Origin of the sequence: Methylobacterium sp. Leaf85, from assembly GCF_001422125.1 — a bacterium.
Taxonomy (GTDB): Bacteria; Pseudomonadota; Alphaproteobacteria; order Rhizobiales; family Beijerinckiaceae; genus Methylobacterium; species Methylobacterium bullatum.
Genome location: NZ_LMME01000023.1, coordinates 496,010 through 519,066, shown reverse-complemented (window position 1 = coordinate 519,066; position 23,057 = coordinate 496,010). Strand labels below are relative to the sequence as shown.

The 23,057-nt window shown below is 67.8% G+C and carries 17 protein-coding genes and 1 pseudogene; 10 read left to right on the top strand and 8 right to left on the bottom strand.

Annotated features, from left to right (window positions below; all coding sequences use genetic code 11):
• The 7 genes and pseudogenes from dxs to ASF08_RS14625 form a co-directional block, all read left to right on the top strand.
• Positions 1-1,917, top strand: a pseudogene (gene dxs / locus ASF08_RS14655) (1-deoxy-D-xylulose-5-phosphate synthase); the annotation flags it as partial.
• Between the two features lie 285 nt (positions 1,918-2,202).
• Positions 2,203-3,243 carry a hopanoid-associated sugar epimerase gene (hpnA, locus tag ASF08_RS14650; protein ID WP_056146502.1) on the top strand — a complete coding sequence of 347 codons (1,041 nt, stop codon included), beginning with the start codon at positions 2,203-2,205 and terminating at the stop codon, positions 3,241-3,243.
• Positions 3,240-4,154, top strand: coding sequence for a squalene synthase HpnC (hpnC, locus tag ASF08_RS14645; RefSeq protein WP_056146500.1), 915 nt, complete (start codon positions 3,240-3,242; stop codon positions 4,152-4,154). Before hpnA ends, hpnC begins: the two co-directional genes overlap by 4 nt.
• Positions 4,151-5,005, top strand: a complete 855-nt coding sequence (gene hpnD / locus ASF08_RS14640) for a presqualene diphosphate synthase HpnD (RefSeq protein ID WP_056146498.1) — start codon at positions 4,151-4,153, stop codon at positions 5,003-5,005. The genes hpnC and hpnD overlap by 4 nt, the downstream gene beginning before the upstream one ends.
• On the top strand, positions 5,005-6,321 hold the full coding sequence (hpnE, locus tag ASF08_RS14635) for a hydroxysqualene dehydroxylase HpnE (protein ID WP_056146496.1): 1,317 nt from the start codon (positions 5,005-5,007) through the stop codon (positions 6,319-6,321). Before hpnD ends, hpnE begins: the two co-directional genes overlap by 1 nt.
• Before the next feature lie 38 nt (positions 6,322-6,359).
• Positions 6,360-8,357, top strand: coding sequence for a squalene--hopene cyclase (gene shc / locus ASF08_RS14630; protein ID WP_056146495.1), 1,998 nt, complete (start codon positions 6,360-6,362; stop codon positions 8,355-8,357).
• A 147-nt stretch (positions 8,358-8,504) separates the two neighbouring features.
• Entirely contained in the window at positions 8,505-9,185 is a 681-nt protein-coding gene (locus tag ASF08_RS14625) for a phosphorylase (RefSeq protein WP_056146493.1), read from the top strand.
• Positions 9,186-9,280: 95 nt separating this feature from the next.
• Here ASF08_RS14625 and hpnH read toward each other — a convergent pair whose 3' ends face one another.
• The gene (gene hpnH / locus ASF08_RS14620; protein ID WP_018044393.1) at positions 9,281-10,444 is read right to left on the bottom strand and encodes an adenosyl-hopene transferase HpnH; all 1,164 of its coding nucleotides are present in this window, start codon (positions 10,442-10,444) and stop codon (positions 9,281-9,283) included.
• A gap of 604 nt (positions 10,445-11,048) precedes the next feature.
• Here hpnH and ASF08_RS14615 point away from each other — a divergent pair.
• The gene (locus ASF08_RS14615; protein WP_056146491.1) at positions 11,049-13,715 is read left to right on the top strand and encodes an MMPL family transporter; all 2,667 of its coding nucleotides are present in this window, start codon (positions 11,049-11,051) and stop codon (positions 13,713-13,715) included.
• An 87-nt stretch (positions 13,716-13,802) separates the two neighbouring features.
• Here the strand turns inward: ASF08_RS14615 and hpnK are convergent, their stop codons facing one another.
• The 6 genes from hpnK to ASF08_RS14585 form a co-directional block, all read right to left on the bottom strand.
• Positions 13,803-14,651: a hopanoid biosynthesis-associated protein HpnK gene (gene hpnK / locus ASF08_RS14610; RefSeq protein WP_056146490.1), complete on the bottom strand. Its 849-nt coding sequence runs from the start codon at positions 14,649-14,651 to the stop codon at positions 13,803-13,805.
• Positions 14,652-14,653: 2 nt separating this feature from the next.
• Entirely contained in the window at positions 14,654-15,445 is a 792-nt protein-coding gene (locus ASF08_RS14605) for an SPFH domain-containing protein (RefSeq protein ID WP_056146488.1), read from the bottom strand.
• A gap of 336 nt (positions 15,446-15,781) precedes the next feature.
• A complete protein-coding gene (hpnJ, locus tag ASF08_RS14600; protein ID WP_018044397.1) occupies positions 15,782-17,215 on the bottom strand; it encodes a hopanoid biosynthesis associated radical SAM protein HpnJ in 1,434 nt (477 codons plus the stop codon).
• Between the two features lie 58 nt (positions 17,216-17,273).
• Entirely contained in the window at positions 17,274-18,488 is a 1,215-nt protein-coding gene (gene hpnI / locus ASF08_RS14595) for a bacteriohopanetetrol glucosamine biosynthesis glycosyltransferase HpnI (RefSeq protein ID WP_056146486.1), read from the bottom strand.
• Positions 18,489-18,594: 106 nt separating this feature from the next.
• The gene (locus ASF08_RS14590) at positions 18,595-19,218 is read right to left on the bottom strand and encodes an MlaC/ttg2D family ABC transporter substrate-binding protein (protein WP_056146484.1); all 624 of its coding nucleotides are present in this window, start codon (positions 19,216-19,218) and stop codon (positions 18,595-18,597) included.
• Entirely contained in the window at positions 19,209-20,360 is a 1,152-nt protein-coding gene (locus ASF08_RS14585) for a flippase-like domain-containing protein (protein ID WP_056146483.1), read from the bottom strand. The genes ASF08_RS14590 and ASF08_RS14585 overlap by 10 nt, the downstream gene beginning before the upstream one ends.
• A gap of 213 nt (positions 20,361-20,573) precedes the next feature.
• On the opposite strand from ASF08_RS14585, the gene ASF08_RS14580 reads away from it, so the two are divergent.
• Both ASF08_RS14580 and ASF08_RS14575 read left to right on the top strand, forming a co-directional pair.
• Positions 20,574-21,755 carry a hypothetical protein gene (locus tag ASF08_RS14580; RefSeq protein WP_056146623.1) on the top strand — a complete coding sequence of 394 codons (1,182 nt, stop codon included), beginning with the start codon at positions 20,574-20,576 and terminating at the stop codon, positions 21,753-21,755.
• Between the two features lie 109 nt (positions 21,756-21,864).
• Positions 21,865-22,764 carry a MipA/OmpV family protein gene (locus tag ASF08_RS14575; protein ID WP_244474534.1) on the top strand — a complete coding sequence of 300 codons (900 nt, stop codon included), beginning with the start codon at positions 21,865-21,867 and terminating at the stop codon, positions 22,762-22,764.
• A gap of 36 nt (positions 22,765-22,800) precedes the next feature.
• On the opposite strand, the gene ASF08_RS14570 is transcribed toward ASF08_RS14575, so the two are convergent.
• Positions 22,801-23,034 (bottom strand): hypothetical protein, encoded by a 234-nt coding sequence (locus tag ASF08_RS14570; RefSeq protein WP_056146480.1) that lies wholly within the window; start codon positions 23,032-23,034, stop codon positions 22,801-22,803.
• Positions 23,035-23,057 lie beyond the last annotated feature (23 nt).

Below are 23,057 nucleotides of genomic sequence, written 5' to 3'. Positions count from 1 at the left end.
AGAAACCTCGATCCTCGACGGGCTTGACGAGACGTCTGCTCTTCGYGCGCTTCCCGAGAGCCAGCTTCAGGCGGTGGCGGACGCTGTGCGTCAGGAGATGATCGACGCGGTGTCGGTGACGGGCGGTCACCTCGGGTCGGGTCTGGGCGTGGTCGAGCTGACGGTGGCCCTGCATCACGTGTTCGAGACGCCCGACGACCGGATCGTGTGGGATGTCGGGCACCAGGCCTATCCGCACAAGATCCTCACGGGGCGGCGCGACCGGATCCGGACCCTGCGCCAGCCGGGCGGGCTGTCTGGCTTCACCAAGCGGTCGGAGAGCGTCTACGACCCGTTCGGGGCGGCGCATTCCTCCACCTCGATCTCGGCGGCGCTCGGCATGGCGGTGGCGCGCGACCTCGACGAGGCGTCGGCCAAGGCCAAGGGCGCGCTCGCGCCCAGGCGCCGCAACATGATCGCGGTGATCGGCGACGGCTCGATGTCGGCGGGCATGGCCTACGAGGCGATGAACAATGCCGGGGCGCTGCATTCGCGCCTGATCGTGATCCTGAACGACAACGACATGTCGATCGCCCCGCCGGTGGGAGCGATGTCGGCCTATTTCGCCAGGCTCGCCTCGGGCGGGACCTATCGCGGCCTGCGTGAGACCGCCAAGCAGCTCGGCAAGCTCCTGCCGAAGGCGATCTACCAGCGTGCGGCGGCGGCGGAAGAGTACGCCCGCTCCCTGGTGGTGGGCGGCGGCACGATGTTCGAGGAGATGGGCTTCCACTATGTCGGCCCGGTCGATGGCCATAACCTCGACCACCTGCTGCCGATCCTGAAGAACGTGCGCGATTCGGACCAGGGCCCGATCCTGCTCCACGTGGTGACGCAGAAGGGCAAGGGCTATGCCCCGGCCGAGGCGTCGGCCGACCGCTACCACGGGGTGGTGAAGTTCGACGTGCTGTCGGGCGTCCAGGCCAAGGCCAAGCCGAACGCGCCGGCCTATACCCGCATCTTCGGCGAGAGCCTGATCAAGGCGGCGGATGCCGACGACAAGGTGGTGGCGATCACGGCGGCGATGCCGGGCGGCACCGGGATCGACCTGTTCGGCAAGGCGCATCCGGACCGGACCTTCGATGTGGGCATCGCCGAGCAGCATGCGGTGACGTTCGCGGGCGGTCTGGCGACGGAGGGCTACAAGCCGTTCGTGGCGATCTACTCGACCTTCCTGCAGCGGGCCTACGATCAGGTCGTGCACGACGTGGCGCTGCAGAACTTGGCCGTTCGGTTCTGCCTCGACCGGGCGGGTCTGGTGGGTGCGGACGGGGCGACCCATGCGGGCGCGTTCGATCTGGCTTATCTCTGCTGCCTGCCGAACATGGTCGTGATGGCGGCCTCCGACGAGGCCGAGCTGGTCCACATGGTGGCGACCCAGCATGCCCATGACAGCGGCCCGATCGCCCTGCGCTACCCGCGCGGCGAGGGGGTGGGCGTCGACCTGCCCGAGCGCGGCGTGCCGCTTCCCATCGGCAAGGGCCGGATCGTCAAGCGCCCCGAGGGGGCGCGGGTGGCGCTGTTGAGCCTCGGCACGCGCCTGTCGGAGGCGCTGAAGGCGGCCGACCTTCTGGAGACGGCGGGGATCGCCGTGAGCGTGGCGGATGCGCGCTTCGCCAAGCCGCTCGACGAGGCGATGATCCTGGATCTGGCGGCGAGCCACGAGGTCCTGGTCACCCTGGAAGAGGGTTCGGTGGGCGGCTTCGGGGCCATGGTGCTGCATCTCCTGTCGGAGAAGGGGGCGCTGGACACGGGCCGGGTGCGGGTTCGGACGCTGACGCTGCCGGACACCTACCAGGACCACAACAGCCCGGAGGCGATGTACGCCGAGGCCGGCCTCGACGCCGACGGCATCGTCAGGACCGTCCAGGCCGCTCTGCCNCCGGACACCTACCAGGACCACAACAGCCCGGAGGCGATGTACGCCGAGGCCGGCCTCGACGCCGACGGCATCGTCAGGACCGTCCAGGCCGCTCTGCCCGAACAGAAGGCCGGACGCCTGCGTCTCGCCTGACCTGAGGCCCCCGGCGTGTGGCCGCGCACGGAAGTCTCCGTGTGTGGCCGCGCTGCGCTTGTTCGCCCCGCCTAACGATGAGAAAAGGCCGGGCATGATGCCGGTTCGCCCCGGCGCGTCTCCTTGTCCAATCCCCTGACCCTACGAGAGAAATGACAGAGGCCACCCCTTCCGGCAGGTTCGACGAGAGCCGTTACGATGCCGGCCCGGTTCTCATTACCGGAGCGAGTGGGTTCCTCGGTGCCGCCCTCGTGGACGTGTTCCGCAAGGCCGGCTTCTCCGTGCGGATCATGGTGCGGGCCTCGTCGCCGCGCACCAACCTCGTGTGGAACGACGTCGAGATCGTCGAGGGCGACATGCGTGACCGCGCGTCGGTCGCCGCCGCGCTCGCCGGCCAGCGTTACCTCGTCCATGCCGCCGCCGATTACCGGCTCTGGGCGCCGGACCCGGAAGAGATCGTCCGCACCAACCGCGACGGCGCCGTGATCCTCATGGAGGAAGCCCTCCGGGCCGGTATCGAGCGGATCGTCTACACGTCGAGCGTCGCGACCATCAAGCCGCATGACGACGGCACGCCTGCCGACGAGACGCGGCCCCTCACCCCCGGCACGGCCATCGGCGCCTACAAGCGCAGCAAGGTCGTCTCCGAGCGCGTGGTCGAGGAGATGGCGGCCCGCAACGGCCTGCCCGTGGTCATCGTCAACCCGTCGACGCCCATCGGCCCCCGCGACGTCAAGCCGACCCCGACGGGCCGGATCATCGTGGAAGCGGCCCTCGGCCGGATGCCGGCCTTCGTCGATACCGGCCTCAACCTCGCCCATGTGGACGACGTCGCCTACGGCCATCTCCTGGCCCTGCGCCATGGCCGCACCGGCGAGCGCTATATCCTGGGCGGCGAGAACGTCCTGCTGTCGCAGATGCTCGCCGACATCGCCGGCATGGTTGGCCGCAAGGCGCCGACCATCAACCTGCCGCGCGCCGTGGTCTACCCGATCGCGTTCATCTCCGAACAGATGGCCCGGATCACCGGGAAGACGCCCTTCGCGACCATCGACGGCATCAAGATGTCGCGCTACCGCATGTTCTTCACCGATGCCAAGGCACGGGCCGAACTCGGCTATTCCGCGCGGCCCTACCGCGAGGGGCTGTCGGACGCCCTCGGCTGGTTCCGCCAATCGGGGTATCTGAAGTGACCGCAACCCTCGACAGCGCGACGGACGCGCGTTCGGGCAAGGGGCACAAGGACGAGAACTTTCCCGTCGCCTCCCACCTGATCCATCCGAAGAATCGCGGCGCGATCCTGGCCTTCTACGATTTCGTGCGTGCGGGCGACGACGTCGCCGACCATGCCGAACTGTCGTCCGAGCGCAAGGTCGAGCTCCTCGACGACCTCGCCGACGCCTTGACCGGCAAGGGGCCCTCCGACCGCGAGGCGGAGCCGCTGAAGCGGGAACTCGCCGCGCGCGGCCTTCCGGCGACGCATGCCCTCGAACTCCTCGACGCCTTCCGCCTCGACGCGCGGAAGAACCGGTATGAGGATTGGGACGACCTCATCGCCTATTGCCGTTTGTCCGCGATGCCCGTGGGCCGCTTCGTCCTCGACATCCACGGCGAGGACCCGGCTGTGGTCTGGGGGCCGTCGGACGCGATCTGCGCCGCGCTCCAGATCATCAACCACCTGCAGGATTGCGCGAAGGACTATCGCCGCAACGACCGGGTCTACCTGCCGCGGGACGTGCTGGAGCGCCACGGCGTCTCCGTGGACGCGCTCGCCGCCGACAAGGCCTCCCCTGCCCTGCGCGCGGCCATCCGTGAACTCGCCGAGCGGACCATGGTCCTCCTCGACGAGGGCGCGGTGCTGCCCGACCTGATCGACGACCTGCGCCTGAGCCTCGAGATTGCGGCGATCCACCGCCTCGCCGTGGTGCTCACGAAGGGGCTGCTCACGCGCGACCCGCTCTCGGAGAAGGTCCATCATGGCAAGGCGGGCTTCGCCCTGACGGCTCTGGGCGGAATCGCCTCGACCCTGGCGCGGCGTCCGTTCCGCTCGCGCATCCTGCGCCGACAGTCCACGCGCGTCGCGAGTCAGGGAGCGCAGTCATGAGCGCCACCGCATCACCCGCCCAGGAACCCGCGATGGCGCAGGACGCCGCCCTGCCGGCCGCCGGATCCTCGTTCTACACCGCCATGCGGCTGCTGCCGAAGGATCGCCGCGAGGCGATGTACGCGGTCTACGCCTTCTGCCGTTCAGTGGACGACGTCGCCGACGATGGTGGCCCGGCGCCCGTCCGCGCGGCCGAGCTCGACCGCTGGCGCGCCGATATCGATGCCCTCTATGCCGGCAATCCGGCTCCGCGCGTGCGCGACCTCGTGGTGCCCATTCGACGCTACGGATTGTTGCGCGAGGACTTCCAGGCGGTCATCGACGGCATGGCGATGGATGCGTTCGAGGACATCGTCGCCCCCGACGAGGCCACCCTCGATCTCTATTGCGACCGGGTCGCCAGCGCGGTCGGGCGACTGTCCGTGCGCATCTTCGGCCTGCCCGAGGCCGATGGCATCCGCCTCGCCCATCACGAGGGCCGCGCCCTGCAGCTCACCAACATTCTGCGCGACATCGACGAGGATGCCGAGCGCGGCCGCCTCTACCTGCCCCGCGAAAAGCTCTCCGCCATCGGCCTGACCGATCCGACGCCCCAGGCCGCCATCGCTCATCCCCGCATCGGTGAAGTCTGCATCGCCGTGGCTAGGGAGGCGGAGGCCCATTACCGCGACACCTGGACGATCATCGACCGCAATCCCCGCAAGGAGACGAAGGCCCCTCGCCTGATGGCGGCGGCCTACCGGCTCTATCTCGACGCGGTGCTGAAGCGCGGCTGGGCCATGCCCCGCGCGCGCGTGAAACCCTCGAAGCTCGCCCTGCTGGGCGTCGCGCTTCGTCACGGGATCCTGTGATGACGGGACAACAGACCGGAACGGTTCACGTCGTCGGCGCGGGGCTGGCGGGCCTTTCGGCCGCCGTGTCGCTCGCCGAGCAGGGGCGCCGCGTCATCGTGCACGAGGCCGCCAAGCAGGCGGGCGGGCGCTGTCGTTCCTATTTCGATTCGACGCTCGGCCTGACCATCGACAACGGCAACCACCTGCTGCTGTCGGGCAACCGCTCGTCCCTCGACTTCCTGAAGCTGGTGGGCGCCCCCGCCGATGCCCTGACCGGGCCGGACGAGGCCGAGTTTCCCTTCGCCGACCTGAAGACCGGCGAGCGCTGGACCCTGCGGCCGAATGCCGGCCGTGTGCCGTGGTGGGTGCTGCAGGCCTCGCGCCGCGTGCCCGGCAGCCGCGCCATGGATTACCTCGCGGCCCTGAGCATCCTCAGGGCCGCCTCGGGCAAGGCCCCCGGCCGGGCGGGCACGATCGGCGAGCGCATGGAATGTTCCGGACCGCTCTACGAGCGCCTCTGGCATCCGGTTCTGCTCGCGGCCCTCAACACCGATCCGCAGGAGAGCGATGTCGGCCTCGCCGCCACGATCCTGCGCGAAACCCTGGGCGCGGGCGGCGCCGCCTGCCGGCCGCTCATCGCCGTGGGCGGTCTCTCTGTCGCTTTCATCGACCCCGCTTTGGCCTATCTGGCCAAGCACGGCGCCGAGATGCGTTTCGGCCGTCGCCTGCGCGGACTCGGTGCCGATGCGGGCCGTGTCGATACGCTGCTGTTCAGCGACGAATCGATCACACTCGGTCCCGACGATTCGGTGGTTCTGGCCCTGCCGCCCTGGGTGGCGTCCGATCTCCTGCCGGGCCTGGCCGTTCCGCAATCCTACCGCTCGATCGTCAATGCTCACTTCGCGATCCTTCCTCCACAGGGCTCGCCATTATTGCTCGGCGTGGTGAATGGTCTGACGGAATGGCTGTTCGCCTATCCGGACCGACTGTCGGTGACCATCAGCGGTGCCGACCGCCTGCTGGACGTGCCGCGCGAAGACTTGGCGAAGCAGATCTGGGCCGAGCTCTCGACTTTGACCGGACTTGCACCGGAACTGCCAAGCTGGCAGATCGTCAAGGAGAAACGGGCGACCTTTGCGGCAACGCCCAAAGAGGCCGCACGGCGCGCGAGCGCCGTGACGGCCCACGACAACCTCGTCCTGGCAGGCGACTGGACCGCGACCGGCCTGCCATCGACGATCGAGGGAGCGATCCGTTCGGGAACGACGGCCGCACAGGCGCTTCTCAAGGGAGCGCGTGGACGCGGTGAAGCTATGACGCGCGGCGCGGCGTGAGAGAGGGGCCGCGTCAGGCGGCGCTTGAGGCGAGGACGATGCGAGAGGCATTCAAGAAGGTCGAGACGCTCCAGCGTCCCAAGACCCAGGAGATTTCCCTGGACGACGTCGAGCATGGAGTCATGCGGGCGACGCAGGCCCTGACGAATCTCGTCCATGCGGACGGGCATCTGTGCTTCGAGCTCGAAGCGGATGCGACGATCCCGTCCGAATACATCATGTTCCACCAGTTCCGGGCGACGACCATTCCGCCCGACCTGATGGCCAAGATCGGAAACTATCTGCGCCGCACGCAGGGCAAGCATGGTGGCTGGTCGCTGGTCCACGATGGGCCGTTCGACATGAGCGCCAGCGTGAAGGCCTATTACGCGCTGAAGTTCGTCGGCGACTCGATCGAGGCCCCGCATATGCGGCGTGCCCGCGAGGCCATCCTGTCGCGCGGCGGTGCGGCCAATTCCAACGTGTTCACGCGCTTCCTGCTGGCTCTGTTCGGCGAGGTGCCGTGGCGCGCCGTGCCGGTGATGCCCGTCGAGATCATGCATCTGCCGAAGTGGTTTCCCTTCCACCTCGACAAGATCTCGTACTGGGCGCGCTGCGTGATCGTGCCCCTGCTCGTGCTGCAGGCCAAGAAGCCGCTGGCCAAGAACCCCCTCGGTCTCGGCGTCTCCGAATTGTTCGTGACGCCGCCCGACCACGTCCGGTCCTGGCCCGGCAGCCCGCACGCGACCTGGCCGTGGACGCCGATCTTCGGCGCCATCGACCGCCTGCTGCAGGTCACGCAGGATTATTTCCCGAAGAAGCGGCGTCAGCGCGGCATCGACAAGGCCGTGGCCTGGACCAGCGAGCGCCTCAACGGCGAGGACGGTCTCGGCGCCATCTTCCCGGCCATGGTCAACACCGTGCTCATGTACGAGGTGCTCGGCTATCCGGCCGATCACCCGCAGGTTCGGATCGCCTGCGAGGCGGTCGAGAAGCTCGTGGTGGTCAAGGAGCACGAAGCCTACGTCCAGCCCTGCCTCTCGCCGGTCTGGGACACGGCCCTTGCCGGCCATGCCCTGCTGGAAGCCGGCGGACCCGATGCCGAGCATCAGGCACGGCGCGGGCTCGACTGGCTGCGTCCGCTCCAGGTGCTCGACATCAAGGGCGATTGGGCGGCCGGCCGCCCCAATGTCCGCCCCGGCGGCTGGGCGTTCCAATACGCCAACCCGCACTTCCCCGACCTCGACGACACCGCAGTGGTGGTGATGGCGATGGACCGGGCGACGCGCCAGCACGGTCTCGTCGCCGACGTGCCGGATTACGCCGTCTCCATCGCCCGCGCCCGCGAATGGGTCGAGGGTCTGCAATCGAGCGATGGCGGCTGGGCGGCGTTCGACGCCGACAACAACCACCATTACCTCAACAACATCCCGTTCTCGGATCACGGCGCCCTGCTCGATCCGCCCACCGCCGACGTCACGGCGCGCGTCGTCTCGATGCTCTCGCAGCTGGGCGAGACCCGTGAGACCTCGAAGGCGCTCGATCGCGGGGTGAAATACCTCCTCGACGATCAGGAGGAGGACGGCTCCTGGTACGGTCGCTGGGGCATGAACTTCATCTACGGCACCTGGTCGGTGCTGTGCGCCCTCAACGCCGCCGGTGTCGACCCGGCCTCGCCGGAGATCCGCCGGTCGGTGGCGTGGCTCATCCGTATCCAGAACCCGGATGGCGGCTGGGGCGAGGACGCCTCGTCCTACAAGATCGATCCGGCCTTCGAGCCCGGCTACTCCACCGCCTCCCAGACCGCCTGGGCGTTGCTGGCGCTGATGGCGGCCGGCGAGGCCGACGATCCGGCCGTGACGCGGGGCATCAACTACCTCACGCGCACGCAGGGAGCCGACGGCTTCTGGTCTGAGGAGCGCTACACGGCGACCGGATTCCCGCGGGTCTTCTACCTGCGCTACCACGGCTACCCGAAGTTCTTCCCGCTCTGGGCCATGGCGCGCTACCGCAATCTCAAGCGCAGCAACACGCGGTCCGTCGCCTACGGGATGTAGGTTCTCCTCGACCCTCTCCCCTCTGTGGGAGAGGGTGCCTGCAGAGCAGCGGGAGAGGGGGCGACCTCTCCAGAAATCTCCCGACCCTCGCTGACGCCAGGGCCATCCTCCCCCGCAGAGGGGGAGGGAGCGCTGGCTGGACATCCCATGCTTCCCATTCTCGCCGTCACCGGCCTCTCCAAGGAGGCCCGGCTCGCCGCCGGTCCCGGAATCGAAGCCGTGGGGGCCGGCGGGTCGCCCGCGCGCCTGCGTGCGCTGCTCGACGCGCGCGTGACGGCAGGCTGCCGGGCCGTGGTGAGTTTCGGCATCGCGGGAGGACTCGATCCATCCCTGCTCCCCGGCGACGTGGTGATCGCCACCGGCATCGTCGGTGACACGGGACGCCGCGAGACCGATGTCGTCTTGCGCGACGCGATTCACTCCGCCCTGTCGAGAGCCGATCTGACGACATTGTCCGCCGACCTCGCCGGTGTGGACGCGGCGGTCGTGAGCGTGACCGCGAAGGCCGAACTCCATGCCCGCACCGGAGCGGCGGCGGTCGATATGGAATCCCACGTCGCTGCGGACTTCGCGGCCCGCCACGGCATTCCGTTCGCGGCGATTCGCGTGGTCTGCGACCCGGCCGAGCGCGCCCTGCCCGCCTTTGTCACGACGGCGCTAAAGCCGAACGGCGACCCCGACATCCTCGCGGTGCTCACTGCCCTCGGCCGGAACCCGACCCATCTGCCCGCGCTGATCCGGCTGGCGAGGGATTCGGGAAAAGCCTTCGCGGCGCTCTCCCGGTGCCGGGCCACTCTCGGCCCCGGCCTCGGCCTTCCGGACGCCTGACGCGCCCGGACATCATCTCGGCGCACACGAAAAAGCCCCGCGCTGCATCGGCAGCGCGGGGCTTTCGTTTCAGGCACGCATCGCGTGCGGCGGGTTCAGGCCGCCGTGCGGTTGCGCGCCTCGCGCTTGGTGTCGACGCCCGAAGCTTTGATCTCGGACAGCTTCTGCGCGACGTTGCGCGAGAACACGAACTCGGCCGGGCGCTGGTTCTCGAGGCTGACCTCGGGAGCCATCTCGCCTTCGGTCTTGATGCCGCGGATGGCGTGGATCAGCGGCTTCCAGGGCTTCTTCACGGAATCGACCACTGAGGACGCCTCGTAGCCGGAATGGACCATGCAGTCGGCGCACTTCTCGTAGTTGCCGGTGCCGTAGGAATCCCAGTCGGTCTCCTCCATCAGCTCCTTGAAGGTGGCCGCGTAGCCCTCGCCGAGAAGGTAGCAGGGCTTCTGCCAGCCGAACACGGTGCGGGTCGGGTTGCCCCACGGAGTGCAATGGTAGGTCTGGTTGCCGGCCAGGAAGTCGAGGAACAGGCCCGACTGCTGGAAGGTCCAGTTCTGGCGGCCCTTCTCCTTGCCGTGCCGGAACACGCCGCGGAACAGGTCCTTCGTCGCCTTGCGGTTGAGGAAGTGCTGCTGGTCGGGAGCGCGCTCGTAGGCGTAGCCGGGGGAGACGGTGATACCGTCGATCCCGAGCTTCGTCACGGTGTCGAAGAAGTCGGCGATCTTGTCCGCCGAGGAATTGTTGAAGAAGGTGCAGTTGATGGTGACGCGGAAGCCCATCTCCTTGGCCTTCGCGATGGCGGAGACGGCCTTGTCGTAGACGCCGCGCTGGCACACCGACTGGTCGTGCATCTCCTTGTCGCCATCGAGATGGATCGACCAGGTGAAGTACGGGCTGGGTTTGTAGTCCTTGATCTTCTTCTCGAGCAGCAGCGCGTTCGTGCACACGATCGCGAATTTCTTCTGCGCGATGATGCCTTCGACGATCTGCGGCAGATCCTTGTGCAGAAGCGGCTCGCCGCCGGCGATCACGACCATGGGTGCGCCGCACTCACGCACGGATTCCAGGGCGTCGGCCACCGGCAGACGCTTGTTCAGGATCTCGTCCGGATAGTCGATCTTCCCGCAGCCGGCGCAGGCGAGATTGCAGCGGAACAGCGGCTCCATCATCATCACGAGCGGGTAGCGCTTGCGACCGGTGAGGTGCTGCTTGAGAATGTAGCCGCCAATCTTCGCGACGTAACGGAGGGGAATACCCAAGACGCGGCTCCTTGTTTTTGGCCCCGATATGAACCGGTGCATTACCGCGAAAAGCGGCGAAATTCCAGCGCACTAGGCTGGAACAGATCTTGATCCACCCGCGCGGCCAGCGCACGATGCGTGTTTGAGCGGTGATGGGGCAATACGGCCACAGGGGAGGCGCATGTCGTCGCGCTTCCGATACTGGCGATATCCTGTCCTTAAGCCGAACCGTGGTGCTTTTTCCTATTCGGCCAGCGAATGTCAGAACTGCGCGCCCCCACAGCGACGGGTGTCCCGCCCACGGCCTTGGACGACGTTCCGTCGAGGCGTCGACATGGTGCGGTGCGCGGGCGCACATGACTTCGACCGCAGGACAAGAGCATGGGGCCGCGTTGCATTTCCGCCTGCCGATGAGTACGGACACCCTCGTTCGAGGCTGGCCGTCGCAGAGGCATGACACGTCTCGATATACCGCCGGGACTCGTGGATTGCCTCGACAGGTGGTAACCGACCCTTGGACCAAGACCGGTTCCGCGCCGAGATCGTCGCCTGTCGCTCGCATCCGCGAGACCGGCCGGTCTCGTTCAGGTGGGGCCCGCGTCGCTAGTCAGGCAGGATACTTGTGATCGAACGTCTCGTTGCGTTTTCCGTCCAACGCCGCTGGTTGGTCATCGGCCTGGTGGCGCTCCTCACTGTCGGAAGCGCGGCGCTCGCCGCCCATCTCTTCCGGATCAACACCGATGTCGAGCGTCTCATCGACACGGATGTGCCCTGGCGCCAGGACGAGATCAACTACGAGAAGGCGTTTCCGCAACGGACGGGCACCCTCGTCGCCGTCATCGACGGCAAGACGCCCGAGGTCGCCGAACAGGCCGCGGCCACGTTGGCCCAGGCCCTCCTGGACCATCCGAATCAGATCGAGACGGTCTACCGCCCGGATGGCGGCCCGTTCTACGACAAGAACGGCTTCCTGCTGATGCCGCAGGAAGAGCTCACCAAGACCATGGATCAGCTCGTCCAGCAGCAGGGACTGCTCGGTCCGCTCGCCGCCGACCCGTCCCTCCGCGGCCTCATGCGGGTGCTCGGCCTCGGCGCCCGGGGCATCAAAAGCGGCGACGCCAAGCTCGAGGATCTCGACGGTCCGATGACACGGATCGACGAGGTGCTGCGCAAGGTGCTGGCGGGAGAGCCGGCCCGCCTGTCCTGGCAGCTGCTTCTCTCCAACGGCAAGGCCCAGGGTACGGAACTCCGCAAGTTCATCATGATCCAGCCCAAGCTGGATTACGCGGCGCTCCAGCCGGGCGCCGAAGCCTCCGCCCTTGTCCGGCGCATCGCCACCGACCTGAAGATCAACACCCTCGGCGGCCTCGACGCGGCGGACAACCCGCGCATGCGCCTCACCGGCCCGGTTGCCGTGGCGGATGACGAATTCGCCACCCTCGCCGAGGACGCGTTCCTCAACTACAGCGTCACGGCCGGCGCCATCATCCTGTTCGTCTGGCTGGCCCTGCGTTCGGCCTCCCTCGTCGGCGCCGTCCTGATCACCACCTTCGCCGGCCTCATCGTCACCGCGGCCCTCGGCCTGCTGATGGTGGGCGAGCTGAACCCGATCTCCGTGGCCTTCGCCGCCCTGTTCGTGGGGCTCGGGATCGATTTCGGGATCCAGTTCGCGGTGCGATACCGGGCCGACCGGTTCGAGCAACCGGATCTGGCGAACGCCATCCGTGCCGCCGCGCGGGGCGTCGGCTGGTCCTTGAGCCTCGCCGCCATCTCCCTTGTGGCGGGGTTCTTCGCGTTCCTGCCCACGGCGTTCCGCGGCGTGTCCGAGCTCGGCCTCATCGCCGGCGTCGGTATGATCGTCGCCTATCTCTTCTCTCTCACCCTGCTCCCTGCCCTCATCGCGGTGTTCAAGCCGAAGGGCGAGGCGCGGGCCGTGGAGACGACATGGCTCGCCGGCGTCGACCACTGGATCATCCAGAACCGCAAGATCGTGCTCATCATCGTCGGCGTGATCACGGTGGCGGGCATTCCGCTGCTGTTCAAGCTGCCCTTCGATTCCAACCCGATGCACCTGCGCAGCACCAAGGTGGAATCGATCTCGACCTATCTCGACCTGATCAAGGACCCGGAGACGAGCCCCAACCTCATCGACGTGATCGCGCCGAACGTACAGGCGGTGCCCGAGCTCGCGGCCAAGCTGAAGGCCCTGCCCTCGGTCGCCCGGGTGATCGACATCGACACGTTCGTCCCCCCGGATCAGGATCAGAAGCTCGCGACCATCGCCGAGACGGCCGAGCTCCTCGGCCCCATCCTCAACCCGGCGAGGAAGCCGCCGCCGCCCACCGACGCCGACACGGTGAAGGCGCTGAAGGAGGCGGCCACCGCCTTCAAGGGCATCGCCACCGGTGACGCCGCCGGAGCCAAGGCCGCGGGTGCGCTCTCCGGCACCCTCGATTCCCTCGCCACGGCTACGCCGCAGCTGCGTCAGGCCGCCAACGTGGCGGTCACCACCGATCTCGCCACCCTGCTCAACCGCCTGCGCGGCATGCTGGCCCCCGAGAAGGTCACCCTCGCCAACATTCCGCCGAAGCTGAAGGCCGAGTGGATCGCCGCCGACGGCCGCGCCCGGATCGAGGTGCATCCGAGCGGTGACGCCAACGACAATGTCGTGTTGCGCCGTTTCGCCAAGGAGGTGCAGACCGTTGCCCCGCACGCGACCGGCGCGCCAGTGGCGACGACCTCGTCGAGCTACACCATTTTGGGCGCCTTCGTGCAGGCGGCGCTGACGGCGCTGGTGGCGATCTTCATCATCCTGTCGGTGGCCCTGCGGAAGCCCTGGGACGTGGCGATGACCCTCGGCCCGCTGGTGCTCGCCACGCTATGGACGCTGATGGCGCTGCATGTGGTCGGCATGCCGCTCAACTTCGCCAACATCATCGCCCTGCCGCTGATGCTCGCCGTGGGCGTGGCCTTCCATATCTACTACGTCATCGCCTGGCGGGCGGGCGTCACCGATATGCTGGCCTCCAGCCTGACGCGGGCGATCTTCTTCTCCGCCCTGACCACCGGCACGGCCTTCGGCTCCCTGGTCCTGTCGAGTCATCCCGGCACGGCCAGCATGGGCAAGCTCCTCGCCCTGTCGCTGTTCTTCACCCTCATCGCCGCGTTCTTCGTGGTCCCGGCCTTCCTCGGCCCGCCGCCGAAAAAGCCGGACCCGAAACGCCCCGAGGGCGAGGACGCCGTGGCAGGGTTCAGGGCGGCAAAGCCCGAGCCCGTGGCCGTGAAGTAGGGCCAGGGACCGGTCCGTAAAAAAGCGGCCGTCGCGTGAAGCGACGGCCGCTTTTTCTTTGATGGGGATCGGGTCGCGGTCGACCGCCTACGCGAAATTGGAAAACCCGCCCCTCACCGCCCCGGATTCCGCCAGGGCCGCGATCGTCTCCGGCGCGATCAGGGCGTCGCGCTCGGCGGCATAAGCATAGCCGGGTGCCTCGCCCGGAAAGCCGCCACCGGTGGCGGGATGGGTATAGAGCTCGGTCAGGCCGTCGGGTAGGTGGCGGAGGAGCCCCGCCACGCGCCGCGGTGTCATCGCGCCGGACCATGCCAGCCCCAACGTGCGATCGGGGATCAGCAGGCCCGCCTGACGGGCGCGGACGGCGAGGAGGCCGGCCCAGGGGGCGATGTCGAGGGCGGGTTTCGGATTGGCCCCCGGCTCGGCGGCGCGCAGCACGGCGCGAGGCTCGCGCGGCACCCGGATCGCCCGCATGCCGTAGCCGCGGCCGATCGCCAGGACGCGCCCGGCGATGAAGGGGTGCACGTGGAAATGCTTGTGGGCGTTGACGTGGTCGAGGGGGAGGCCCGTCGCCTTGTACGCCTCGAACTGCGCCGTGATCTCCGCCGAGAGCTGACGGCGCGCCGATGGCTTCACCGCGAGGTCGAGGCCGAGGCGGCCCATGTCGCTGCGGATCAGGCCGTCCGGTCCGACGAGGTCGGGCAGGTCGGCGGCAGGCAGGGTCGGCCACGCCTCCACCATGACGAGGTGGAGGCCGACGCGCAGGGACGGCAGGCGCCGTGCGCGAGCGACCGCATCCGCGGCGGCGGGCGCGCCCACCATCAGGCTGGCGGCCGTGAGGATGCCCTCGCGATGGGCCTGCTCCACCGCCTCGTTGACCGCCAGGCTCAGGCCGAAATCGTCGGCGGTGACGATCAGGCGTTTCTTATGGGCCACGCTCAGTCCTCGTCAGAGTAAGCTGCTCCGCCACCGGGCGCCGATGCGGCGAAGGCCTCGCGGCCGAGCACCAGGGTCGCTCCGCCCTTGCCGCCCGACGTCGAGAGCGCCTGGAGCAGGCGCAGGTTCATGAGTTCCGGATTGCCCTTCAGCATCCGGGCCGAATTGGCCAGGGAGCGAAGGGCGGCCTGCTCGGCGCGCGCCCGCTCCAGGGAGGCCTGGCCCTCGAGCCGCGCCCGTTCGACCTCGGCATAAAGCCGGCGAACCTCGGGTGGCAGGGTCACGGCGCTGACGGTCACACCGGTGATCCGGCAACCGGCGACGGGCCTGTCGAGGAAGGCGAGAAGTGCGGCGTCGAGGGTGGGGCGCTCGGACAGCAGGGTTTCGAGCGTACGGGCCGCCGCGAGCCGGATCAGGGCATCGGTTCCTGCGCGCTGCAGGCTGTCCCGGTAGCGGTTTTCATGGGCGACGCGCGGTTCCATCACCTCGAAGACCAGCGTGGCCGACAGGCGGAAGGAAAGCCGGTCCCCGCTGGTGACCTCGACGCCGTGCAGGCCTTCGAACGTTGGGACGTTCGGCAAGGTCACCACGAGACGGTCGCCCCACCCGAGGGTCCGGTAGCGCCCGGGCGGCAGATCTCCGGCAAAGCGCCCGTCGCGATAGAGCAGCCCGTGCTCCCATTCGTGGACGATGCGGGACAGGGGGCCGCGGAACGCGCGGTGCGTCCGCGTGATCGCGAGGCCGCCCACGAAGGCGAACGCGCCGACGACGAAAAGGATGGACAGCTCGGACATCGCACCCTTCCCCTTGGCCGGTCACCCTCCGGCGCCGCGGGGACGGGGCGGAGGCGCGTGGCCTGCAGGGCCCGATCCCGGCTGCCCGAGGGCCGGCGCCGGAGAGCTTTCGAGGCTGCCGAAACAGCGGAACGACGAATCCTCTCATCGCTGACCGCGCCGGAAGGCGTCGCGCGACCGGTTCCGTCGGGGAAAGCGTCTAGAGCATGATGCGGAAAGGGGGAACCGGCTTTTTCGCCTCTCGCCCGCGGCTCTGCGAACGACCGGGTCCCTGCCGGAAACGAAAACGGCCGGGCAGCGAGCCCGGCCGTCATGCGTCGATGCGAGAGCCGAGGCTCAGGCGGCCTTGGCGGTGCCCTGGCGCTCCTTGAGGAAGCGGTAGAACTCCACGCCTTCGCGCAGGCGGCGCTTCATCATGTCGGGCGAACGGACCATTTCGGAGACGATGGAGGCGATCTTCGGAGCGCGGAAATAGAACTTCCGGTAGAACTCCTCCACCGCCGCGAAGATCTCGGAATGCGACAGGTGCGGGTAATGCAGCGGCGCGATCTGCACGCCGTTCTCGTCGACGAGCTCGGCGTTCGCGATGTCGAGCCAGCCGTTCTCCACGGCCTGCTTGTAGAGGAAGGTGCCCGGATAGGGGGCCGCCAGCGATGCCTGGATCGTGTGCGGGTTGATGCGCTTGGCGAAGGCGATCGTCTCCTGGATCGTCTCACGGGTCTCGCCGGGCAGGCCGACGATGAAGGTGCCGTGGATGGCGATGCCGAGGTCGTGGCAATCCTTGGTGAACCGCTCGGCCACCTCGACGCGCATGCCCTTCTTGATGTTGTTGAGGATCTGCTGGTTGCCGGATTCGTAACCGACCAGAAGCAGGCGCAGGCCGTTCTCCTTGAGCACCTTCAGGGTGTCGCGCGGAACGTTCGCCTTGGCGTTGCACGACCAGGTGACGCCGAGCTTGCCGAGTTCGCGGGCGATTTCCTCGGCGCGCGGCAGGTTGTCGGTGAAGGTGTCGTCGTCGAAGAAGAACTCCTTCGTCTGCGGGAACTCCTTCAGGCAGTACTTGATCTCTTCGATCACGTGCGCGACCGAGCGGGTGCGGTAGGTGTGGCCGCCCACCGTCTGGGGCCAGAGGCAGAAGGTGCAGCGGCTCTTGCAGCCGCGGCCGGAATAGAACGAGATGTAGGGGTGCTTGAGGTACCCGATGAAGTACTTCTCCATCTGGAGATCGCGCTTGTAGACGCTCGTCACGAACGGAAGCTGGTCCATGTCGGTCATGATCTCGCGGTCCACGTTGTGGATCACGACACCGTTGGCGTCCCGGTAGGACAGGCCCTTGATCTCGGACATCGGAGTGCCGTCGGCGACTTCCTTGACGGTGAAGTCGAACTCGTTGCGGGCGCAGAAATCGATGCACGGGGCCTGGGCCATGGCGCCGGCCGCGTCGACCGCGACCTTGGCGCCGATGAGCCCGGCGATGAGCTTCGGGTTGGCGGCCTTGAGCGCCTCGACGGTCTTCACGTCGGACTTGAACGACGGCACCGATGTGTGGAGCACCACGAGGTCGAAATCATTGGCCTGAGCCACGATCTCGGGAAGCTTGATGTTGTGCGGAGGCGCGTCGATCAGCTTCGAGTTCGGCACCAGGGCCGCCGGCTGGGCGAGCCAGGTCGGGTACCAGAACGACTTGATCTCGCGCTTGGCCTGGTAGCGGGAGCCCGCGCCGCCGTCGAAACCGTCGAAGGTGGGAGCCTGGAGGAAAAGCGTGCGCATGGGGTTCAAGGCCTCAGCGAGAAAGGAAAAAGGGCGGACGGGACGCTAAAAGCGAAGATCAGAGCGAGGATGCACCAGCATCGTGGCCGAGGCTTCGCTCGGGGATCAGTGTGCCATCTGCAACCACCCGATAATCGTGACCTTTCCATGTCACCGCCCCCGAGACGAAGCTCCAGGAGAAGTTCATGAAGGAGAGGATGTCGCGAATCGGCAACAGCCAGTAGGGGTGCGGAGCGAGGCCGAAGGCGCGCTCCAGGCGGACGCAGAGGATGATGCGGCAGGCGAGCGCCAGGGCCGCCACCACGAGGCCGCTCGTATCGGCGCCGGGGATCAGGGCACCGATGAGGGCCAGCGGGAAGGCGTGGGTGACGATGGAGCCGGCATAGCCGGCCGGATCGACGTTGCGGATGGTCCGGTTCCAGCGCAGCTCGTGCTTCCACAGGCCGGCGAGATCGGTGTCGACGCAGGTATGCCCGATGGTGAAGGTCGGGATCGCCACGAGGCCGCCCCTGGCGCGGAGGGCCTCGCCCACGGCGTAGTCGTCGGCGAGATCGTCGCGGAAGGCCTCGAAGCCGCCCATCTCGGCCAAGGCCGTGGTGGTGAAGGCGATGGTCGAGCCGAAGCAGGGCTTGGCGAGGCCGAGCGAGGTGCCCATCACGACGTTGGGCAGGAACTGTACGTCGATGGCCAGCGCCGAGAGATGCGCCCAGATTCCGCGATGGGCCGGTACGCCGTGATAGAGGCAGGTGACGCCGTTCACGCCCGGCTGCCCGAGCTCGGCGACGATCCGTTCGAGGTAGTCGGGCCTCGCCACCATGTCGCTGTCGGCCAGCACGATCACGTCATGGGCGATCTGGGCCGACATGTTGATGAGGTTGGAGACCTTGCGGTTCGAGCCGTGCTGGCGCGCATCGATGACGAGATCGAGCTTCAGGTCGGGATAGGTTTCCGCGAGGCGGCGCACCACGGCGATCGCCGGGTCCGTGGCGTTCTGCACGCCGAACACCACCTGCATCGGGCCGGTGTAATCCTGGCGGCAGAAGGTCTCGAGATTCTCGTAGAGATTGGGCTCCATGCCGCAGAGCGGCTTCAGGATCGTCACCGAGGGACGCGCGGCGTTCGCCGTCAGGACCGGGACGGGGCGGCGTGCGTAGCGGCCCGCCAGGAAGGCAGCCGTCAACCCGTAGACGCAGCCGGCCAGGGCCATGAGCTGGAACACGAGTGAGAGCCAGCTCAGGCTCGCCGAAGGCAGATCCGTCAAGGTGAGGTCCATGATGGGCGAAGCTCGGTCACGGTTTGGATGAGTGTGCCGCAGGGTCGGGACGACGGCACGGGTGGGATCGTTGGGCCAGGCCCGGCGAGGGGCGTCTGGCCTGCGTCTAAGGCTTTGGTTTGGCGGCGAGCATCGCCACCGTCCGATCGCGAAGGAATTTCAGCAGGCTGTCTGCGCCGCCGCCCTTCAGCGGATCGGCGAAGCTGCCGCGCATGGCGGCGATCTCGCTGACGTTGCCGTTGAGGTAGACGTCCTGGATGCGATTGCCCGAGCCGACGAGGTAATCGATCTGCGAGGCGTCGCCCCCCGCATTGGCGACCTCGGTCTGGACCACGCGGTTCTGCCCGCGCGCCTCGCTCTCGGGCTTGATGTCGAACTTGCCGCCGGCGGCCTGGGACAGGCGGGTGGCATAGGTCGCGGTGAAATATTGTTTGAAGGCTTCCGTCAGGGCGCCCTGCTGCTCGGGCGTGAAGCCCTTCCACTTCGCGCCCACGGCGACCCGCGCCATGGTGGCGAAGTCCATGCTCTGGTCGAGGACCGGGCCGATGACGAGCGCGCGGCTCTTCACGTCGGCCTCGGGCGCCTTGAGAGCGCCCTCGAAGCTGGCATAGAGACCGCGCACGGTCTGCACCGCCGCATCCTCGGCGGCGCGGGCAGCCGTTCCCGACAGGAGGGTGACGGCGAGGAGGGTCGAGGCGGCGAGCCCCGATGCGAAGCCGCTCACGCGCATTTCCGCAGCGTCCCCATATCGCTCTCCATCGATCGCAACACGGTGTGGTTTCCCACGAGGTTGGCGGGCACACGCGACACCGGCATGGCGTCCAGGCTCACCGCCCGGGCGATGTCACCCCCGGCTTTCACCGTTCCCTGCTCCACGGACACCGGGGCCGGAGAGGTCCGGTCTTCCGTGTCCGGCGCGTCCTTCTTGCCTTCCATGAAGTGCCAGGCCACCAGGCCGGGCACGCCGACCATGAGATCGGCCAGGCGCTTCACCAGGGAGAGCGCCAGGGCGGCCTCGGCGGGGATGCCGAAGATCGCGCAGAGGGCGATGAGGCCGCCTTCCTGGGCGCCCAGCGCCCCCGGCACCGCGAACGCCGCGCCACGGACCGCCTGGGCCAGGCTCTCGATCACGATGGCCTCGGCCACGGTCACCGGATAGCCCATGAAGTGCAGCGCCACGTAGACCTCGGCCGCACCGATGATCCAGCCGATCATGTGCACGCCCATGGCGCCGATGACCCGCTTGGGCGAGGAATAAAGTCTGCGCAGGCCGTCATAGAGTACGTCGACCGCGCCGAGTGCCCGCCATTCGCGGGCGGCGGCGAAGCGGTTCAGCATGGCCTGGATGACGCGGTGACCGCTGCGGCGCTGGATCAGGAAGAAGGCGCCGAGGGCCGGGGCCGCGATGGCGAGACCTCCGGCGACCGTGCGCACCACCGGGCCGTCGCCGTGCAGCCAGGCGAGCAGGGCGACGCCGCCGACCGTGAAGAGGAACTGGGTGACCGCCTGCGTCATCAGGTCGACGAACATGCTGGCGCCGGCGAGCCCCCCGGAGACGCCGCGCTGCGCCAGGAGCCGGGCGCCGACGAAATCGCCGCCGACGGTGGCCACGGGAAGGAGCGTGTTGATGCCCTCGCGGACGAAGCGCAGGGAGACGCAGTTCCACAGGCCCGGGCGGTCGGCCCGCGGGAACACGGCGAACCAGCCGAGTCCGGCCCAGCCCACGGCGACGGCGCGTACAACCACGACGATGGCGGCGCCCCAGCCGGCGCTCACCAAAGCGGCGGCGACATCATCCAGTCCCGATGACAAGAACAGGCCTGCAACCGTGCAGAGGCCGACGATGAGGGCCAATGTCGTCAGACGCTTCATGATCCCCCTTCGACCGTCGGCGCGGACGATTTTTTAGAGAAATTCACCGACCCCCCGGACGAAAAACCTTCCGGAAAACGTTGGCATCATCGGAAGTTGCAGCTTTGGATTTCGTTGTCTATCACCCGATAGACACAGTGCGGGCCAAAGCGGCGATGGGGCCTGAGCCTCGAAGAAACAGCCGCATTTTAAGGCGCGACCAAGGGACGAATGATGGACCGCGAAGCTTTCACCACGGCCCGGGACGCCGTGCTCGCCGACGCGCAGATCGATGCTTACGACACCGCCCCGGCCGACTATCGCGGCACCCCCGCCCCGAAATCTCCGGTCATGGCATGGAACGAGTGGGACCCTCTTGAGGAGGTGATCGTCGGCAGCCTCGACGGCGCGACCATTCCGTCCCACCACCTCACGGTGATCTTCAACCTGCCGCGTGCCGCGCAGCCGTTCTACCGGTTCGCCGCGGGCTTTCGCTATCCGAAGTTCATGAAGAAGCTCGCCCAGGCCGAGCTCGACAACTTCATCACGATCCTCGCCGGCGAGGGCGTGAAAGTCCGCCGTCCCGACACGGTGGATTTCTCGCGCAAGTACAACGCACCCCGCTGGTCGTCCCGCGGCTTCTGCGTCGCCTGCCCGCGCGACCCGTACCTCGTGATCGGCGACGAGATCATCGAGAGCCCGATGTGCTGGCGCTCGCGCTATTTCGAGGGCGATGCCTACCGCTCGCTGTTCAAGGAATATTTTCGCAACGGCGCACGATGGACCTCGGCGCCCCGGCCGCAATTGACGGACGAGCTCTACAATTACGATTACCGCGTGCCGAACCTGAAGGCCGGCGAGCCGATGCAGTTCACGGTCAACGAGTTCGAGCCGGTCTTCGACGCGGCCGATTTCGTCCGCTGCGGCCGCGACCTCTTCGTCACCCGGTCCAACGTGACGAACCTCATGGGCATCGAGTGGCTGCGCCGCCACCTCGGCTCGGGCTTCCGCGTCCACGAGATCGAGAGCCGCTGCCCGCAGCCGATGCATATCGACTCGTCCTTCATGCCGCTGGCCCCGGGCAAGGTGCTGGTGAACCCGGATTATATCGACGTCGAGAAGCTGCCCGCCGTGCTCAAGAAGTGGGACGTGCTGATCGCGCCCCGCCCCGATCCGGTGGAGGGCTTCATGAGCAAGATCTCGATGTGCTCGCCGTGGACTTCGATCAACGTGCTCGCCATCGACGAGAAGAAGATCGTCGTCGACGCGAGCCAGCCGACCTTGATCAAGGCCCTGAAGGATTGGGGCTTCGATCCGATCCCGGCGCCGTTCCTATCCTACGGTCCGTTCGGCGGCTCGTTCCACTGCGCGACCCTCGATGTGCGCCGTCGCGGTGCTCTGAAGTCCTACTTCTAGCCTCGAGATCGCTTCGGCGCGCCTGTCGTGCCGAAGCGTCTTTCCGACAGTGCCAACATAGGTCTGTCGTCACGTCGGGTTTGTCGTGATGCGTTAGGGATTTGTGTCTATGACATCGCTCATGGACACGATGTTTCCCAACCCATCCTCGCGCCCTGCTCAACGGACGGGGCTTGCCGCCATGCCGGCCCTGGCTCTCGCGGGCTCGCTCATGGCGGCGGGTGCGGCGGGAGCGGCCGACCTCATGGAGATTGAGCGGCCGCCGACGTTCCTCGCCCTCGACCAGAACCTCTGGGTCGTGACGGTGACGGCGACGGTGCAGGCGACGCCGAGTTTTCCGGGGTCGAACGAGTATACCGCCATCGGCTACCCGTCGATCAGCATCGCCAAGGCCGGTACGCCACGCCGGTTCTCGTCGCCCGATGACGGGATCAGCGTCTCACTCTACGATTCGCCGCTCTTCAATGCCGGTCTGACGGCGGAGTACGTGCCCGGCCGCTATTACGGCGACAACCGGCGGGACCTGTTCGGTCTGCGCGATGCCCAGTTCGCCATCGAGCCGGGTGTCTTCGTCGAGTATTACCCCACGCAATGGCTTCGCGCCCGGGCCGAGTTGCGCCATGGGATCTTCGGGCATCACGGCTTCGTCGGCTCGCTCGGCGCGGACGTGATCCAGCCCTTCGACCGCTGGCAGGTCTCGGTGGGCCCGCGCTTCAACTTCGGCGATGCCAGCTTCGCCCGGCGCTATTTCGGTGTTCAGCCATTCGAGGCGGCGCTCAACGGAACGCTGACCCCGTTCCGACCCGACAGCTACGTCACGGTCGGCGCCTTGGGCGCTGCGACATACACGTTCGACGAGCGGTGGGCCGCGACGGGATATGTCGGCTATAATCGCATCGTCGGTTCATCCGCCGACAGCCCGCTGGTGCGCCGCCAGTTCGGGTCGCAGAATCAGTACACGTTCGGTGTGAAGGTGAATTACAGCTTCACCACGCAGCCCTGGTTCTAGAGAACAACGTCCGAGACGTGTCGCCCGGCCGTTGTTTCACCCGGCGACACGGGGCCGGACTCTTCCGCCCGGAACCGGCGGCGTGGCGAGTGCCCGTCGCCATGTGCATCCGGCGAGGGCGAGGGCGAGCCCGTATTGGAGCAACCCGTTCTCGGCGAGGTCTGCCGGCGCGATCTGTGCCTGGATCGCCCAGCGCGTCAGGACATTGAGCAGGATGAGGCCGGCGCAGAAGGCGGCGGCGGTGATCAGGGCGGCGACGAAATCGGGCATGGCACGACCTCCGGAGAACCGGA